Source organism: Pseudomonas sp. GGS8 (assembly GCF_024168645.1).
Taxonomy (GTDB): Bacteria; Pseudomonadota; Gammaproteobacteria; order Pseudomonadales; family Pseudomonadaceae; genus Aquipseudomonas.
The window spans coordinates 1,723,262-1,739,491 of sequence record NZ_JALJWF010000001.1 but is presented as its reverse complement, the minus strand read 5'-3'; the positions used below and the strand labels follow the sequence as shown (position 1 = coordinate 1,739,491).

Annotated in this window: 7 protein-coding genes, 2 tRNA genes and 4 rRNA genes; 8 read left to right on the top strand and 5 right to left on the bottom strand. The window is 55.9% G+C overall.

The window, feature by feature from the left end; genetic code table 11:
• The first annotated feature begins 370 nt into the window (after positions 1 to 370).
• The 7 genes from J3D54_RS07570 to J3D54_RS07540 all read left to right on the top strand — a co-directional run bounded on the left by J3D54_RS07570 (position 371) and on the right by J3D54_RS07540 (position 8,064).
• Positions 371 to 1,909, top strand: a 16S ribosomal RNA gene (locus tag J3D54_RS07570).
• A gap of 82 nt (positions 1,910 to 1,991) precedes the next feature.
• A tRNA-Ile gene (locus J3D54_RS07565) sits at positions 1,992 to 2,068 on the top strand.
• A 29-nt stretch (positions 2,069 to 2,097) separates the two neighbouring features.
• Positions 2,098 to 2,173: transfer RNA gene (locus tag J3D54_RS07560), tRNA-Ala, on the top strand.
• A gap of 235 nt (positions 2,174 to 2,408) precedes the next feature.
• Positions 2,409 to 5,300 (top strand): 23S ribosomal RNA (locus tag J3D54_RS07555).
• A 137-nt stretch (positions 5,301 to 5,437) separates the two neighbouring features.
• Positions 5,438 to 5,553: ribosomal RNA gene (rrf, locus tag J3D54_RS07550) — 5S ribosomal RNA — on the top strand.
• Positions 5,554 to 5,661: 108 nt separating this feature from the next.
• Positions 5,662 to 5,777: ribosomal RNA gene (gene rrf / locus J3D54_RS07545) — 5S ribosomal RNA — on the top strand.
• Together the 16S, 23S and 5S rRNA genes with 2 tRNA genes alongside form the textbook arrangement of a ribosomal RNA operon.
• A 406-nt stretch (positions 5,778 to 6,183) precedes the next feature.
• Positions 6,184 to 8,064, top strand: a complete 1,881-nt coding sequence (locus J3D54_RS07540) for a methyl-accepting chemotaxis protein (RefSeq protein WP_253417355.1) — start codon at positions 6,184 to 6,186, stop codon at positions 8,062 to 8,064.
• A gap of 135 nt (positions 8,065 to 8,199) precedes the next feature.
• Here J3D54_RS07540 and J3D54_RS07535 read toward each other — a convergent pair whose 3' ends face one another.
• The 5 genes from J3D54_RS07535 to J3D54_RS07515 all read right to left on the bottom strand — a co-directional run bounded on the left by J3D54_RS07535 (position 8,200) and on the right by J3D54_RS07515 (position 15,298).
• Positions 8,200 to 8,667 carry an SRPBCC family protein gene (locus J3D54_RS07535; protein WP_253417354.1) on the bottom strand — a complete coding sequence of 156 codons (468 nt, stop codon included), beginning with the start codon at positions 8,665 to 8,667 and terminating at the stop codon, positions 8,200 to 8,202.
• A 29-nt stretch (positions 8,668 to 8,696) separates the two neighbouring features.
• Positions 8,697 to 12,113 (bottom strand): non-ribosomal peptide synthetase, encoded by a 3,417-nt coding sequence (locus tag J3D54_RS07530; RefSeq protein WP_253417353.1) that lies wholly within the window; start codon positions 12,111 to 12,113, stop codon positions 8,697 to 8,699.
• A 13-nt stretch (positions 12,114 to 12,126) separates the two neighbouring features.
• Positions 12,127 to 13,056, bottom strand: coding sequence for a diiron oxygenase (locus tag J3D54_RS07525; RefSeq protein ID WP_253417352.1), 930 nt, complete (start codon positions 13,054 to 13,056; stop codon positions 12,127 to 12,129).
• Positions 13,053 to 13,829 (bottom strand): DUF3050 domain-containing protein, encoded by a 777-nt coding sequence (locus J3D54_RS07520; RefSeq protein WP_253417351.1) that lies wholly within the window; start codon positions 13,827 to 13,829, stop codon positions 13,053 to 13,055. The genes J3D54_RS07525 and J3D54_RS07520 overlap by 4 nt, the downstream gene beginning before the upstream one ends.
• 758 nt (positions 13,830 to 14,587) lie before the next feature.
• Positions 14,588 to 15,298, bottom strand: a complete 711-nt coding sequence (locus tag J3D54_RS07515) for a GntR family transcriptional regulator (RefSeq protein WP_253417350.1) — start codon at positions 15,296 to 15,298, stop codon at positions 14,588 to 14,590.
• A gap of 231 nt (positions 15,299 to 15,529) precedes the next feature.
• Here J3D54_RS07515 and lapG point away from each other — a divergent pair, with 231 nt between their 5' ends.
• Positions 15,530 to 16,222, top strand: a complete 693-nt coding sequence (gene lapG, locus J3D54_RS07510; protein ID WP_253417349.1) for a cysteine protease LapG — start codon at positions 15,530 to 15,532, stop codon at positions 16,220 to 16,222.
• The last annotated feature ends 8 nt before the right edge of the window (positions 16,223 to 16,230 follow it).

Genomic DNA, 16,230 nt, shown 5'->3' with positions numbered 1-16,230 from the left:
GGTCGAAAGCGGAGAAAAAGAGGTGTTGACAGCAGCGACTAATGCTGTAGAATTCGCCTCCCGCTAACGAGAGATCGGAAGCGCAAGTGGTTGAAGTTGCTGATGTTTCTTACGGGAAACTTTGAAAACTTCTGAAAATAACCGCTTGACAGTAACAGAGGCTGCTGTAGAATGCGCGCCTCGGTTGAGACGAAAGATCTTAACCAACCGCTCTTTAACAACTGAATCAAGCAATTCGTGTGGGTGCTTGTGGAGTCAGACTGATAGTCAACAAGATTATCAGCATCACAAGTTACTCCGCGAGAAATCAAAGATGTAACCAACGATTGCTGAGCCAAGTTTAGGGTTTCTTAAAAACCCAAAGATGTTTGAACTGAAGAGTTTGATCATGGCTCAGATTGAACGCTGGCGGCAGGCCTAACACATGCAAGTCGAGCGGCAGCACGGGTACTTGTACCTGGTGGCGAGCGGCGGACGGGTGAGTAATGCCTAGGAATCTGCCTGGTAGTGGGGGATAACGTTCGGAAACGAACGCTAATACCGCATACGTCCTACGGGAGAAAGCAGGGGACCTTCGGGCCTTGCGCTATCAGATGAGCCTAGGTCGGATTAGCTAGTTGGTGAGGTAATGGCTCACCAAGGCGACGATCCGTAACTGGTCTGAGAGGATGATCAGTCACACTGGAACTGAGACACGGTCCAGACTCCTACGGGAGGCAGCAGTGGGGAATATTGGACAATGGGCGAAAGCCTGATCCAGCCATGCCGCGTGTGTGAAGAAGGTCTTCGGATTGTAAAGCACTTTAAGTTGGGAGGAAGGGCAGTTACCTAATACGTAATTGTTTTGACGTTACCGACAGAATAAGCACCGGCTAACTCTGTGCCAGCAGCCGCGGTAATACAGAGGGTGCAAGCGTTAATCGGAATTACTGGGCGTAAAGCGCGCGTAGGTGGTTCGTTAAGTTGGATGTGAAATCCCCGGGCTCAACCTGGGAACTGCATTCAAAACTGTCGAGCTAGAGTATGGTAGAGGGTGGTGGAATTTCCTGTGTAGCGGTGAAATGCGTAGATATAGGAAGGAACACCAGTGGCGAAGGCGACCACCTGGACTGATACTGACACTGAGGTGCGAAAGCGTGGGGAGCAAACAGGATTAGATACCCTGGTAGTCCACGCCGTAAACGATGTCAACTAGCCGTTGGGAGCCTTGAGCTCTTAGTGGCGCAGCTAACGCATTAAGTTGACCGCCTGGGGAGTACGGCCGCAAGGTTAAAACTCAAATGAATTGACGGGGGCCCGCACAAGCGGTGGAGCATGTGGTTTAATTCGAAGCAACGCGAAGAACCTTACCAGGCCTTGACATCCAATGAACTTTCCAGAGATGGATTGGTGCCTTCGGGAACATTGAGACAGGTGCTGCATGGCTGTCGTCAGCTCGTGTCGTGAGATGTTGGGTTAAGTCCCGTAACGAGCGCAACCCTTGTCCTTAGTTACCAGCACGTAATGGTGGGCACTCTAAGGAGACTGCCGGTGACAAACCGGAGGAAGGTGGGGATGACGTCAAGTCATCATGGCCCTTACGGCCTGGGCTACACACGTGCTACAATGGTCGGTACAGAGGGTTGCCAAGCCGCGAGGTGGAGCTAATCCCACAAAACCGATCGTAGTCCGGATCGCAGTCTGCAACTCGACTGCGTGAAGTCGGAATCGCTAGTAATCGCGAATCAGAATGTCGCGGTGAATACGTTCCCGGGCCTTGTACACACCGCCCGTCACACCATGGGAGTGGGTTGCACCAGAAGTAGCTAGTCTAACCTTCGGGGGGACGGTTACCACGGTGTGATTCATGACTGGGGTGAAGTCGTAACAAGGTAGCCGTAGGGGAACCTGCGGCTGGATCACCTCCTTAATCGACGACATCAGCTGCTCCATAAGTTCCCACACGAATTGCTTGATTCATTGAAGAAGACGATAAGAAGCAGCCCGAAATTGGGTCTGTAGCTCAGTTGGTTAGAGCGCACCCCTGATAAGGGTGAGGTCGGCAGTTCGAATCTGCCCAGACCCACCAATTTTGTGTGGGAAAACCTGTAGAAATACGGGGCCATAGCTCAGCTGGGAGAGCGCCTGCCTTGCACGCAGGAGGTCAACGGTTCGATCCCGTTTGGCTCCACCACTACTGCTTCTGTTGTTGAAAGCTTAGAAATGAGCATTCCATTGTGATGATGGTGAATGTTGATTTCTAGTCTTTGGCTAGATCGTTCTTTAAAAATTTGGGTATGTGATAGAAAGATAGACTGGATAGCACTTTCACTGGTGTTTATTCAGGCTAAGGTAAAATTTGTGAGTTTAATCGCGAATTTTCGGCGAATGTCGTCTTCACAGTATAACCAGATTGCTTGGGGTTATATGGTCAAGTGAAGAAGCGCATACGGTGGATGCCTTGGCAGTCAGAGGCGATGAAAGACGTGGTAGCCTGCGAAAAGCTTCGGGGAGTCGGCAAACAGACTTTGATCCGGAGATGTCTGAATGGGGGAACCCAGCCATCATAAGATGGTTATCTTGTACTGAATACATAGGTGCAAGAGGCGAACCAGGGGAACTGAAACATCTAAGTACCCTGAGGAAAAGAAATCAACCGAGATTCCCTTAGTAGTGGCGAGCGAACGGGGACTAGCCCTTAAGTGGCTTTGAGATTAGCGGAACGCTCTGGAAAGTGCGGCCATAGTGGGTGATAGCCCTGTACGCGAAAATCTCTTGGCCATGAAATCGAGTAGGACGGAGCACGAGAAACTTTGTCTGAATATGGGGGGACCATCCTCCAAGGCTAAATACTACTGACTGACCGATAGTGAACTAGTACCGTGAGGGAAAGGCGAAAAGAACCCCGGAGAGGGGAGTGAAATAGATCCTGAAACCGTATGCGTACAAGCAGTGGGAGCCCACTTTGTTGGGTGACTGCGTACCTTTTGTATAATGGGTCAGCGACTTATTTTCAGTGGCGAGCTTAACCGAATAGGGGAGGCGTAGCGAAAGCGAGTCTTAATAGGGCGTCTAGTCGCTGGGAATAGACCCGAAACCGGGCGATCTATCCATGGGCAGGTTGAAGGTTAGGTAACACTGACTGGAGGACCGAACCGACTACCGTTGAAAAGTTAGCGGATGACCTGTGGATCGGAGTGAAAGGCTAATCAAGCTCGGAGATAGCTGGTTCTCCTCGAAAGCTATTTAGGTAGCGCCTCATGTATCACTGTAGGGGGTAGAGCACTGTTTCGGCTAGGGGGTCATCCCGACTTACCAAACCGATGCAAACTCCGAATACCTACAAGTGCCGAGCATGGGAGACACACGGCGGGTGCTAACGTCCGTCGTGAAAAGGGAAACAACCCAGACCGTCAGCTAAGGTCCCAAAGTTATGGTTAAGTGGGAAACGATGTGGGAAGGCTTAGACAGCTAGGAGGTTGGCTTAGAAGCAGCCACCCTTTAAAGAAAGCGTAATAGCTCACTAGTCGAGTCGGCCTGCGCGGAAGATGTAACGGGGCTCAAACCATACACCGAAGCTACGGGTATCACTTAGGTGATGCGGTAGAGGAGCGTTCTGTAAGCCTGTGAAGGTGAGTTGAGAAGCTTGCTGGAGGTATCAGAAGTGCGAATGCTGACATGAGTAACGACAATGGGTGTGAAAAACACCCACGCCGAAAGACCAAGGTTTCCTGCGCAACGTTAATCGACGCAGGGTTAGTCGGTCCCTAAGGCGAGGCTGAAAAGCGTAGTCGATGGAAAACAGGTTAATATTCCTGTACTTCTGGTTATTGCGATGGAGGGACGGAGAAGGCTAGGCCAGCTTGGCGTTGGTTGTCCAAGTTTAAGGTGGTAGGCTGGAATCTTAGGTAAATCCGGGATTCTAAGGCCGAGAGCTGATGACGAGTGTTCTTTTAGAACACGAAGTGGTTGATGCCATGCTTCCAAGAAAAGCTTCTAAGCTTCAGGTAACCAGGAACCGTACCCCAAACCGACACAGGTGGTTGGGTAGAGAATACCAAGGCGCTTGAGAGAACTCGGGTGAAGGAACTAGGCAAAATGGCACCGTAACTTCGGGAGAAGGTGCGCCGGTGAGGGTGAAGCATTTACTGCGTAAGCCCACGCCGGTCGAAGATACCAGGCCGCTGCGACTGTTTATTAAAAACACAGCACTCTGCAAACACGAAAGTGGACGTATAGGGTGTGACGCCTGCCCGGTGCCGGAAGGTTAATTGATGGGGTTAGCTAACGCGAAGCTCTTGATCGAAGCCCCGGTAAACGGCGGCCGTAACTATAACGGTCCTAAGGTAGCGAAATTCCTTGTCGGGTAAGTTCCGACCTGCACGAATGGCGTAACGATGGCGGCGCTGTCTCCACCCGAGACTCAGTGAAATTGAAATCGCTGTGAAGATGCAGTGTATCCGCGGCTAGACGGAAAGACCCCGTGAACCTTTACTATAGCTTTGCACTGGACTTTGAATTTGCTTGTGTAGGATAGGTGGGAGGCTTTGAAGCGTGGACGCCAGTTCGCGTGGAGCCATCCTTGAAATACCACCCTGGCAACTTTGAGGTTCTAACTCAGGTCCGTTATCCGGATCGAGGACAGTGTATGGTGGGTAGTTTGACTGGGGCGGTCTCCTCCTAAAGAGTAACGGAGGAGTACGAAGGTGCGCTCAGACCGGTCGGAAATCGGTCGTAGAGTATAAAGGCAAAAGCGCGCTTGACTGCGAGACAGACACGTCGAGCAGGTACGAAAGTAGGTCTTAGTGATCCGGTGGTTCTGTATGGAAGGGCCATCGCTCAACGGATAAAAGGTACTCCGGGGATAACAGGCTGATACCGCCCAAGAGTTCATATCGACGGCGGTGTTTGGCACCTCGATGTCGGCTCATCACATCCTGGGGCTGAAGCCGGTCCCAAGGGTATGGCTGTTCGCCATTTAAAGTGGTACGCGAGCTGGGTTTAGAACGTCGTGAGACAGTTCGGTCCCTATCTGCCGTGGACGTTTGAGATTTGAGAGGGGCTGCTCCTAGTACGAGAGGACCGGAGTGGACGAACCTCTGGTGTTCCGGTTGTCACGCCAGTGGCATTGCCGGGTAGCTATGTTCGGAATAGATAACCGCTGAAAGCATCTAAGCGGGAAACTAGCCTCAAGATGAGATCTCACTGGGACCTTGAGTCCCCTGAAGGGCCGTCGAAGACTACGACGTTGATAGGTTGGGTGTGTAAGCGCTGTGAGGCGTTGAGCTAACCAATACTAATTGCCCGTGAGGCTTGACCATATAACACCCAAGCAATTTGAGTCGAAAGGCCAGATTGCGGTGTGTGAAGACGCAATGAACCGAAAGTTCGCACAACACACAAACTATCGCATACCCAATTTGCTGAAGCGTCGAAAGACGGTTCGGTACCCGAATTTCTTGACGACCATAGAGCATTGGAACCACCTGATCCCATCCCGAACTCAGAAGTGAAACGATGCATCGCCGATGGTAGTGTGGGGTTTCCCCATGTGAGAGTAGGTCATCGTCAAGATTAAATTCCGAAACTCCTATCTGCGTATGCAGGTAGGGGTTTTGTTTTTAGTAGAAGTCACCAAATTTTCTGGCGCGTTACCCCTGTAACGAGCTGGTCACAGAATTTCTTGACGACCATAGAGCATTGGAACCACCTGATCCCATCCCGAACTCAGCAGTGAAACGATGCATCGCCGATGGTAGTGTGGGGTTTCCCCATGTGAGAGTAGGTCATCGTCAAGATTGAATTCCGAAACCCCTGTCTGCTTATGCAGACAGGGGTTTTGTCTTTCTGGGCTTACAGAAGTTTAAGTTCAAAGCGGGTCAAATCCAGGTCTGCGTGCCTCGCTACTCCTTCGAACCCGTATCACCAGATATAGACCCCCCTCACCAATAACATCCCAACCCAAACACCCAACACCGCGATCATGGCTTGCGGTGAGCCCAATAATTCGTCCCTCTAGTACGCCGTTCGGCGGTTATCCGATGGGTTTTGTACAAATCCCTAAGTTTTCTCCTGCTCGTGCCGAAAGACTGATGACACATGCGCGCACCAAAGTAGAGCGGCTCCAGAATGCCGTCTGCGCTGTTACATGGAATGTTGCAACCCAGAACGCATCCCCACTTTTGGCATAAGAAGTCCCATGAAATGAATCTCAAATTCAGCCATAAAATCCTGCTGGCCGCTTCAGGCGTCGTGGTGCTGGCGTTTGCGTTGTTCACTTTGTACAACGACTATCTGCAGCGAAACACCATTCGGCAAAACCTCGAGTCCTCCGTTGAGCAAGCCGGCGATCTGACCGCCAGCAGCGTGCAGAACTGGATGAGCGGCCGCGTGTTGGTCCTGGAAAACCTTGCGCAAAACGTTGCCCATCAAGGTGCCAATGCCGACCTGCCGGGGCTGGTCGATCAACCGGCCCTCACCTCGAACTTCCAGTTCACCTACGTTGGGCAGGCCAATGGCATGTTCACCCAGCGCCCTGACGCGAAGATGCCGGACGGCTACGATCCGCGTCAGCGCCCTTGGTACAAACAAGCCGTAGTCGCTGACAAAACCATGCTGACTCCGCCTTATATGGCCGCAGTCGGCGGGCTGGTGGTGACCATCGCCATGCCGGTGAAAAAGAACGGTGAACTGCTGGGCGTGGTCGGCGGTGACCTGAGCCTGGAAACTCTGGTGAAGATCATCAACTCGGTGGACTTCGGTGGCATCGGTCACGCATTCCTGGTCAGTGCCGACGGTCAGGTGATCGTCAGTCCGGACAAGGATCAGGTGATGAAGAACCTGAAAGACATCTATCCAGGTTCCAGTGTCCGCTTCGAGAAAGGCATCCAGGAAGTCGAACTGAACAAGCAGGACCGCATCCTCTCGTTCACGCCGGTGAGCGGTTTGCCGAATGCCGAGTGGTACGTAGGCCTGTCGATCGACAAGGCTAAGGCCTACGCACCACTGAGCCAGTTCCGTACTTCGGCGTTGATCGCGATGTTCGTCGCCGTGACCGCCATTGCCGTGCTGCTGAGTTTGCTGATCAGCGTGCTGATGCGTCCGCTGACCACGATGGGCCGTGCGATGCAGGACATCGCTCAGGGTGAGGGTGACCTGACCCGTCGTCTGGTCGTAGAAAGCAAAGACGAGTTCGGCGAGTTGGGCGGGGCCTTCAACCAGTTCGTGGAGCGGATTCACGCATCGATTTGCGAAGTGTCCTCGGCGACCCGCCAGGTTCATGATCTGTCGCAACGGGTGATGGCATCGTCCAACGCCTCGATCATCGGCTCCGACGAACAAAGCGCCCGCACCAACAGCGTGGCTGCGGCGATCAACCAATTGGGCGCCGCCACCCAGGAAATCGCCCGCAATGCCGCCGATGCTTCGCAACACGCCAGCGGCGCGAGCGAGCAGGCCGATGACGGCCGTCAGGTAGTGGAACAAACCATCCTGGCCATGACCGAACTGTCGCAGAAAATCAGCTTGTCCTGCACGCAGATCGAAACCCTGAACGCGAGCACCGACAACATCGGCCACATTCTGGACGTGATCAAAGGCATCTCCCAGCAGACCAATTTGCTGGCGCTCAACGCGGCCATCGAAGCGGCCCGTGCCGGTGAGGCTGGTCGTGGTTTTGCGGTGGTGGCGGATGAGGTGCGCAACCTGGCGCATCGCACCCAAGAATCGGCGGAAGAGATCCACAAGATGATCAGCTCGCTGCAGATCGGTTCTCGCGAAGCGGTGACCACGATGAACGCCAGTCAGGTGTCCAGCGAGCAGAGTGTCGAAGTGGCGAACCAGGCCGGGCTGCGACTGGTCAGCGTGACCCAGCGCATCGGCGAAATCGACGGCATGAACCAATCGGTGGCCGCTGCGACCGAAGAGCAGACGGCCGTGGTGGAAACCCTCAACGTCGATGTCAATCAGATCAACCTGCTGAACCAGCAGAGCGTGGCCAACCTCAATGAGACATTGAAGGATTGCGATGCGCTGTCCCAGCAGGCCAATCGGTTGAAGCAACTGGTTGATAGCTTCAAGATTTGATCAGGGTCAGTTGAACCGCGTTATCGTTCAATCGCGGGCAAGCCCGCTCCCACAGGGGATGTGTGTACGACACAAACCATGTGGGAGCGGGCTTGCCCGCGATAGCGGTAGATCAGTCACCGCTGAACCGAAGCCTTACACAAACAGCTTCACCACATTTCCCATCGCATCATCGGCAAACCCCTGAACGAAATCCTTGAACCCCGGCAGAGCCTCGGCTCCGCCCTGGGACGGTTCGGCGATGATGGTCCAGGTCGCCCGTGACTTGTCTGTGCTCAGGAATTCCACACTCATCGCCGCCCACAAATTGGCCACACCCAAGGTGTTGTAGATCGTGGTCCATGTCATGTTCAGCGCTTGGTCGTCCCGGGAGTTGAGCTGCTCGACCACCAGGTTGCCGTCCTTAAAGAACTTCTTACGCAGCGACGACACACCTTCGCCTGTCATCTCGATGTGCGACAGCGCTGGAATGAATCGGTCGAAGCCGGCAAAGTCGCCGACCACCGCCCAGACTTGCGCCGCATCGGCCGGTACTTCCACTGAAGACACGACGTGGCAGCCGTGAGGGTTTTTGATCAGGGTATCGGGTTGCAGAGTACTCATGGTTTTGCTCCGTGCTGGGTCAGGGTGAATCAGATGAAGTTAATTTCTTTGAGGTAGTTGCAGCCGCGTCGCAGCAGCGCCGGGGATTTTTCCGGGTAGCGCGCGCCCATCTGCCGTACGCCGGCCAGAGCGTTGTCGTGGCCGATCATCGAGATGTCGCCGATGTCTTCTTCGAAGCCGTTGAGGTAGAAACCCAGCACGCCAAACAGCGCGTTATCACTGTCGACCCGGCCCAGTTGCTGCTGCCAGTCGGCGACGCTGACCATCGAGAACTCCCGACCAGCCTCGCGAAAGGACGCCACGTAGGTGTCCCAGCTCAGAGGCTCGGGGTTGTGCAGGTTGAAAACCGCTTTTTCGGCCTGGTAACGGCTGGCATGGAAGGCGATGAAACGGGCGAGAAAATCCACCGGCATCAGGTCAAAATTCAGTGCGAACTCCGGCACCTGACCGAGCTGGATCGACCCCTTGAGCATCAGCATCAGGCGATTCTTGTGAGGCTGGCAGACGCCGGTGAGGCTGTTGAAACTGATATTGCCGGGGCGGTAAAGATTGACCCGCACCCCACGTTCCCGCGCCCTTTCGAGAATCCGCTCGCCCACCCATTTGGACAGGTTGTAGCCGTTCTTGATGTAGATCGGCGGTGTCTGCGCGGCGGGTAATTCCAGCACCCGGCCATCGTCGGAAATCGTGCTGGACGCCGAGAGCGTCGAGACGAAGTTGAAGATCTTCTTGCTACGCCCTTCACACAGGCGCAGGCACTCGAAAATCGGCTCGACGTTATCCCGCGCCAACGACTCGTAATCGAGGACGTGATTGACGTTGGCGGCGTTGTGCACCAGCGCACCGAACTCTCGGTCCAGTCGTTGGTATACATCTTCGTTAAGCCCCAGTTGCGGGCGTGTAATGTCTGCTGCGTAAACCCGTACCCGGCTCAGATCCAGATGCTCCAGGCGGTTTTCCCGCAACGCATCATCGAAGCGTTGCGCCGCCGATTGCCCGCCGCCATCGCGTACCAGGCACGCCACTTCGCTGGCGCCCCAGGCCAGCAGCGCCTCAACGATATGCGCTCCGACAAAGCTGTTAGCACCGGTGACGATCACCTTGTGCACATCGCCCATTCGGCTGACCGGCAACGGCTCAATGTCCAATTCGCGGAACGCGTCGGCCAGGGCTTTTTCACTCAGCACTTCCTCGGTCCCGGAACCGCGCACCAACGTCGCCAGCTTCGCAATCGTCGGCAGCTCGATGAAACGGTTGATCGAGATGCTGCGGCCGAACTCCTCACGCAAACGCAGGAGCATGCGCGACAGCAGGATTGAGTGCCCGCCGAGGTTGAAGAAACTTTCGTCGGTGGAGATGGCGCTGGCAGGCAGTTCCAGCAGCTCGGCCCAGATCTCCAGCAACAGCGCTTCATCGGCGCTGGTGGGTAAACGCCGTGGGCTGTTTTCGGTTACGTTGACGGGTAGTTCCAGCAGCGCTTTGCGGTCGACCTTGCCGTTGCTGGCGAACGGCATGCTCGCCAGTTCGGTCCAGGCGGTCGGCTGCATGTAGTCCGGCAGAAACTGCATCGCATGGGCTTTCAAGGCTTCGCGAGCGGCACCGGGTTGCGCTTCCTGAGGTTGCGCGAGAAAGGCCAGAATCCGCCGATGACAATCGATGACCACCGCCACCTGACGGTACAGTTGGCTGTCGCGCAGGCAGCGTTCGATCTCTTCCGGCTCGACCCGAAAGCCGCGAATCTTCACCTGATTGTCTCGTCGTCCGCACAGCTCGATACCCTCGGGGGTCCACTTGGCCATGTCGCCAGAACGGTAGGCACGCAAGCTCTCGCCGTTTGGCAGGCTCAGGTTCAGGTAACGTTCGGCTGTCTGCTGCGGGTTGTTCAGGTAACCCAGGCACACCCCCGGGCCGACGATGTACAACTCACCAACGGTTTGCTCGGTTACCGGTTGCATGTCCTCATCGAGGATCAGCACCTGACTGTTGGCAATCGGTGCGCCGAGGGTCCGGTTGCTGTCGCCGGTACGCAGTTGGCGCGCGGTGATCAGCACCGTGGCTTCGGTGGGTCCGTAGAGGTTGTAGAGATTGCCTTGGCGGGTCAGTTGTTGGACCACGTAGGGTTCGCAGACATCGCCGCCGGTCATCACATGATCGAGGACCTCCAACTGGTCCAGCGGCAGGATGCTCAGCAAGGCTGGCGGCAAAAAGGCATGGCTGAGTTGCTGATGACGGATCAGCTCGACCAGTTGCAACGGGTCGCGACGTTGATCCTCGTTGGGCACGATCAGCTCGGCGCCCTGCAGCAATGTCGGGAAAATATCGATCAGCGACGAGTCAAAGCTCAACGATGAAAACTGCAACACCCGGCTGTGTTCGGTCAGCTGCACATAGTCGGCGTACCACGCGGTGAAGTGCGCCAGGTTGGCCTGGCTGAGTAATACGCCTTTGGGATGACCTGTGGTGCCCGAGGTATAAAGCGCCATGCACGGTGCGTCGAGAGCGGGGCGTTGGCGCATCAAGGGGTGTTCGAGGTTCACGTCATCGATGTCGATAGCGCTGATGTCCAGCCCCGGCATCGCGTCGCTGAGCGGGTGTTCTCCGTCATGCAGCAACAACACCGCCCCGGCGTTTTCCAGAATGTACTGTTGACGCTGCAGCGGATGGCTTGGCTCCAGCGGCAGGTACACCGCGCCGCTGCCGAGGATCGCCAGAATCCCTGCATACAACGCGCTGCATTTTGGCAGGCAGACTCCGACCACCAACGGCCCTTGATGCTGATCGAGTAACGGTTGCAAACGCTGTTGGATGGCGCGGCTGTGGGCGTGCAGTTGCCGATAGCTCAGCGACATGCCGGCGATGTTCAGCGCCGCACGCTCGGCAGCCTGAATGAAGCGCTGTTCGAGCCGTTCGATCATCGGGACCTGCCCGAGTTGCAGCAGCTGTGGTTCAGTCGTGGTGTTGAGCCGATGGACGAAGGCCAGGTGCTCTAAAAACGGCAGGTTTTCTACCTGCTCGAAATGAGCGGAAGCTGTCGGCTCGGCCTGCAGGAAATAGTCGGCATCCCGGGAGAAGCGGCTGACCTGCAGTGCCACGTGATCGACCAGCTCGGCCACTACCCGCAGGCGCAATGCCTGGCCGTTGCCGGACAACTCTTCGGCGACCGGCACGCGACTCAGTAGCGTCGAGTTGTACGTGCACAGCAGGTCCAGCGGTGGCAGGCCGCAGGCGCCCGCTAGCCCGACACCCAGCTGTAGCGTCAGGCGCGGCGTATTGCCGAAGTCCCGAAACGGTAGGCTCGCATCATCGATCAGCAGATCAAACGTGCCCAGCGGCTGCTCCACCGGATTCGAAATCCGTGCCAGTGAATGACCGTGTTGTTCGAGCTCCTGCGCCAGTTCGGTCAGGGCCTGGCTTTGCCCGATGAGCAAAATATCGAGACGTCTCATGATGTTCTCCTCGTTAAACCAGGTAGTCGCTCAGGGCGCTTTGCACGCACGGTGAATCGAGCAGCGAACTGCTGCGGAAAAACCGCACGATGTTGGCGACCAGCGGGTGATGGCGATTGATCGGGAAGGCCAGCCCCGACACTTCGCTCTTGAGTGCCCGACGCGTCGCGTCGCTGACCTGCAAGGCGTCGATCAGGCGGAAGTCGAAGGACTTCTGGATGTCGTTGGTCAGGTAATGGCTGATGAATACCGGCAGGATGTGCGCGATGCACTGGCGATCGTCTTCGCTTGCGGTGTGCCAATAGATGCGCACCAGCCGCGACCAGAACCCGGAATGACGGCCCTCGTCGAGCAAGTGGTCGGCCATCAGGCCCTTGATCGACTGCTTGACCGTATCGTCCTTGGCGAATGCCGCCACATCGCCAGTCACGGTGTTCTCGGCGATGGCCACGCAGATCAGCTCCACGGCGCTGCGCAGGTGCTCCGGTGCGAGCGCCACGGCCGCCGGGATGGCACGGCTCAGTTCGATTTCATCGGGCAACTCGATCGGCGCAATGCCGGTCATGGCGACGGTCTGCTGCATGAAATCCATCGCCACCAGGGCGTGATAGTCCTCGTCCACCACCACGGTCATGGCGTCGTAGCGACAGGCGAACGGGAACGCCACGCTGAAGCGGTTTTTAGCGATGCTGCGGGCGGTCTTGTCGACGATCTCGGTTTCGAAAATCACCACGTCGTTGATGAACTTGTACAGCGTCTGCACCAGGGCGAAGTCCCGTTGTTCCGGGCACTCGCGCAGGAAGGTTTCGCTCAGCACCAGCGGCTGCCGGCTCAGCGGATAGATCAGCTTGTCGTCGTTCTCCAGCACGCGTCGGGGGCGGGTGCGAATGGTCGCGCGGTTTTCCCAGGCGTCGGCAAAGGATTGGTAGTCGGCGGCGTTCATGCGTTCACCTCTGCAACCGGTTCGCTCATGCTCAGGCGCAAGCCGTCCCACAGGGCGATGCGACTTTCCACGGCGGCAATGGCACTGGCATAAACGTCTTCTTCACGCTGCGGATCGCCATCGACCAGGCGGGCGAGGAGTTTTTCTGCCGCCGGGCCATGGTCTTCGGAGTCGACTTCGATGTGCCGCTCCAGGTAGTAACGGAAGGTAGGCGCCTGTTCGATACCGATGCCCCAGTCATCGAGAATTCGCTGGAACATCTGCGGGATGACACTCTCGCGACCATGCAGAAACGCCGCTGCCACACTGTGCCCCGGCGCGTGCAACGCGGTGTGCAAGGTGTGGCGCACGAACTGCGCGGCCGCCGGGTCGACGTCCACGCTTTGTAAGGCCACGTCGTAGCTCACACCTTCTTTTTGCAGCGCCACGAAGCGTTCGACGGCGACCGTGCTTGCACCGACTTCGCGCATCGCATCCAGGTACAACTCGAAATGGCTGTAGTGACCTTGGGCGGGACGATCATCGGACTCTTCACCGAGCACGATCTCGTTGATCAGGCGCGCAGCCTGCGGATCTCGCGGCGGCAGCCAGGGCAACTGAACGCAGGTCAGTTCCTGCTGCAGGCGCTTGGTCAATGACATGAAATCCCACACCGCAAACACATGGGTTTCCATGAAGCGTTGAAGCACCGATAACGAATGTATTTCAGAGAAGATCGGGTGCGAACTAAGTTCTGCTTTCTTTTGATTTAGACGATCTTTAGTCGGTTTCATGAGCGAGCCTATAAGTGATCCGGGAATACCACTGAGGTGGTGTTGATCAATAAATAACGGTTGTTTGAAGTTTTCTATTGACGAACGGGGGCCTCAATTAAATTGATGCTTTTCAGGTTTGAGTTGTCGCTAATTAGTGCCTGGTTGCCCCAGTGTCTATGGGGCGGCGGAGAAAAACTAATACACGAATAAAGTTTCGGGCAAGTTATTTTTTAATTAATTTAAAGTTTAACTTTGTTGGGTGCGACAAGTTCCAATAAGACTTTTGTGTAAAGTTTTATTTGGGCGTAGTTGCTCCTTTCAGCTGATATTAGCCAAAATTCAAATAAAGAGTGAATGCCTCACTCAAAGCAACTTTCTACTTGGATCTTTAACGTGATCTGAGGGGGGGAAGTGGGCTGGGAGCGACGCCGATTCTTCCTTTCCCGTGACAAGACTCCTTCCGTTGGTTCTTGGTGCGGGTGACTGCTCCGCGGGTGCGGTGCGTCGCCCGTCGTTATTCGTTGGCAGCTCAAGAGTGAGCGTAATTCACGGCAGTCGCTATCGCCCCTGCATGATCTGATAGGTGCAATTATCGGGCTTGAGGGTGGCAGGGGCGTTGGGGAGCTGGCATGAAGTCGCCGCACACCGGTCCGGTGTGAGTGAATGGGGATTTGTAAGCAGATTGTTCGTGGAGTAGTTCCGGTGCGGATCAGCTCGGAAATGCGGTAAACAAAAGCGAATCGTTCAATGGGCGCGCTCGGGGCTGTTACTGCGGTTTACTTCGAGATTTTCCGGCGCTGTGCCTCAGGGCTTGCGAGGTAGTGTGTGATGGCTTCGACACCCCGGTTGAGGTGATTTGCGAGCAACATCACCGCGTGCTCGACATCCCGGCTCTCGGCGGCTCGCAGCAATGCCCGGTGATCTTCCTGGGACAGTTTGCCCAGACCCATGGCTTCCAGGTTGAAACGCAGGAAGCGTTCCTCTTCGTTCAACCCGTCTTCGACCAGTCTTAGCAGCCTCTTATTGGGAGCCTTGCTGTAAAGCGCCATGTGGAACAGCCGATTGAGTCGGCCGATCTCGGTGTAGTCGTGTTCCGTTTCCAACTCGTCGATATAGTCCGCTGCCTGTTTGAAATCGGTGGCGTCGAGCAGAGGCATCGACCGACGCAGGGCTTCGGACTCCAGCAGAATCCGCAGCTCATAGGTTTCTGTTGCATCGCCCTGAACCAGCGGTGCGACCACCGCGCCTTTATGGGCGACTACGTTGAGTAGCGATTGCGCTTCGAGCTGGCGCAAGGCTTCGCGTACCGGCATGCGGCTAACGCCGAACAGGTCGGCGAGGTCTTGCTGACGCAGGGCGGTGCCGCAAGGAATGCGACCGTCGAGGATGGCCGCGCGCAGGGTTTCTTCAATCACCGAGCGCGCTAGATGAGCGGGAATCGGCCCGTTGACCTTGATGCTGCTGAGAGGGTTGGGCTTCTGTGTCACGACAAACGCACCCTGATTGGCTGAAATATTTGGATCCAAATGGACACTAGAGACTGCCTGACGGGTTGTCAAACAGTCAAAAGTCGAAAGATCGCTGCCTTCGATCTTTGTATTGCACCCGCCATTCAAAGTTTAGCGCGTCGCCAGTGATCTCACCGTGCCATTGTCTTTTAGCAGACTAACCTTCACCATCAAGCCAGATTTCCATCTGCCTGATCTGGATGCCTCGCATTGGCGGTACGTTTCGCGATTCCTCGGACTTTGCGCTGGCTAGGCTGCGCACTGCTGCTGGCCGGCGTCATGCTGGGCGGGCTGCATGCCGAATGGGATTTTTCGCTGATCAGCCGTCGTGCGCAGGCATTGTACGGGCCTTTGGGTGAAGGGCGGCAGCGCATCGATGCCTGGCAGCAGTTGCTGGCCACGCAAAAACAGGTTGGCGAGCTGGAGCAGCTCAACGTAGTCAACCAGTTCTTCAACAGGCAGATGCGCTACGAAGAAGACATCGATCTGTGGCACGAGGTCGATTATTGGGAAACCCCTATCGAAGCCTTGTGGAAGGGCGCCGGCGATTGCGAAGACTACGCTATCGCGAAATATTTCAGCTTGCGTCATCTTGGGGTTTCCAGTGACAAGCTGCGCATTACCTACGTCAAGGCTTTGCGCCTGAACCGCGCGCATATGGTGCTGACCTATTACGCGAGCCCCGAGGCCATGCCTTTGGTGCTCGACAGCCTGATCGATGCGATCAAACCCGCCAACCAGCGAACCGATTTGCTGCCGGTCTACTCTTTCAATGCTGAAGGGTTGTGGCTGCCGGGCGCCAAGGGCAACAAGAAGGTCGGAGACACCAAACGCCTGTCTCGCTGGCAGGACGTGTTGAAGAAAATGCAGGCCGAAGGTTTCCCGGTCGAGACGATTAACTAGGAGCACGC